The sequence below is a fragment of the Streptomyces sp. NPDC001270 genome (assembly GCF_042896695.1).
Taxonomy (GTDB): Bacteria; Actinomycetota; Actinomycetes; order Streptomycetales; family Streptomycetaceae; genus Streptomyces.
In genome coordinates this window covers 1-1462 of the sequence record NZ_JBIAXM010000106.1, presented here as the reverse complement: position 1 = coordinate 1462, position 1462 = coordinate 1, and the positions used below count along the sequence as shown (strand labels likewise).

Annotated in this window: 1 protein-coding gene; it reads left to right on the top strand. The window is 64.7% G+C overall.

All coding sequences use genetic code 11. The features are described 5' to 3' along the window. Window positions 1-38: 38 nt before the first annotated feature. Window positions 39-1462: group II intron reverse transcriptase/maturase (ltrA, locus tag ACFY2B_RS46180; RefSeq protein WP_390769051.1), on the top strand; the 1424-nt coding region annotated here is incomplete at its 3' end.

The following is a 1462-nucleotide window of genomic DNA, read 5'->3' as shown; positions in this document are numbered from 1 at the left end:
CGCCGTTGAACAACAGCGCGCCATCGTGGCCGGGCAGTATGACGGCCGAGCGACGGGTACTCGACCACCAGCGAAAGCTGCATCGATGGGCACGAGCCGAACCGGCCCGCCGGTTCGCCGACGTGTTCAACCTGATCTGCGACCGGGCCACGCTGTTGGTGGCCTGGGAGCGGGTGTCGGGCAACAAGGGCGCGAAGACAGCAGGCGTGGATGCGGTCACCCGCCGCCACGTCGAGGAGGACATTGGAGAACTGGCCTTCCTTGAGGACTTGAGGTCCTCGCTCAAGGACGGCAGCTTCACCGCGCTTCCCGTGAAGCAGGCGATCATTCCCAAGCGGAACGGCAAGGTCCGTGCCCTGGGGATTCCGACCCTGCGCGACCGGGTGGCACAGATGGCCCTCAAGCTGATCCTCGAACCGATCTTCGAGGCAGATTTCTACCCGTCGAGTTACGGGTATCGCCCCGGACGTCGAGCTCAGGATGCCATCGCCGAGATCCACCAGCTCACCAGCCGCTCATACGAGTGGGTGGTCGAGGGTGACATCACCGCATGTTTCGACAATGTCGATCACCAGATCCTGATGGAACTGGTGGCAGAGCGCATCGCCGATCGTAAGGCGTTGCGGCTGGTTCGGGGGTTTCTGCGGGCCGGGATCGTCGAGCAGCACGGTGGCTTTGCGGACAGCCTGACGGGCACGCCGCAAGGCGGGGTCGCCTCCCCGCTGCTGGCCAACATCTACCTGTCCGTCCTGGACCGGCACTTCGCACGGATCTGGGAGCAGGACATGAGCCCTGGATGGCGGCGGCAGCACCGTCGCCGCAAGGGGCTGCCGAACTTCCGGCTGGTGCGTTTCGCCGACGACTTCGTGGTGTTGGTCTCCGGCACCCGGTCCGACGCGGAGAACATCAAAGCGGAGATCGGCGAGATGCTGGCCACCAGGCTGAAGATGACCCTCTCGGCCGAGAAGACACACCTCACCCACATCGATGACGGCTTCGTCTTCCTGGGCTTTCGCATCCAGCGCAGGCGCAGAGGGGACGGCCGCAGGGTGGTGCTGACGATCCCGTCCAAGGATGCACTGGCACGGGTGATGCACAAGATCAAGGAGGCTACGGGAGCAGGAGCGGTCTCGCTCCGGTTACTGGACGTGCTGCGGAAGATCAACCCGATCCTGCGGGGTTGGGCTGCGTACTTCCGCTATGGCGCATCGAAGAGAACGTTCGCCTACCTGGGCTGGTATGCCTGGTGGCGGGTGATCTACTGGATACGCCGCAAGCACCCCCACATGACCTGGAAACAGACCCGGCGGCGTTACTACGGAGCCGACCGGATCTGCGAGGACGGCCTGGTCCTCTACAACCCGGCCAAGATGCGCGTGGAACGCTACCGCTTCCGCGGAGCGCAGATCGCCACGCCGTTCAACATCGGCCAGATCGACCCGTCCGGAGCTCGTTTCCGCCG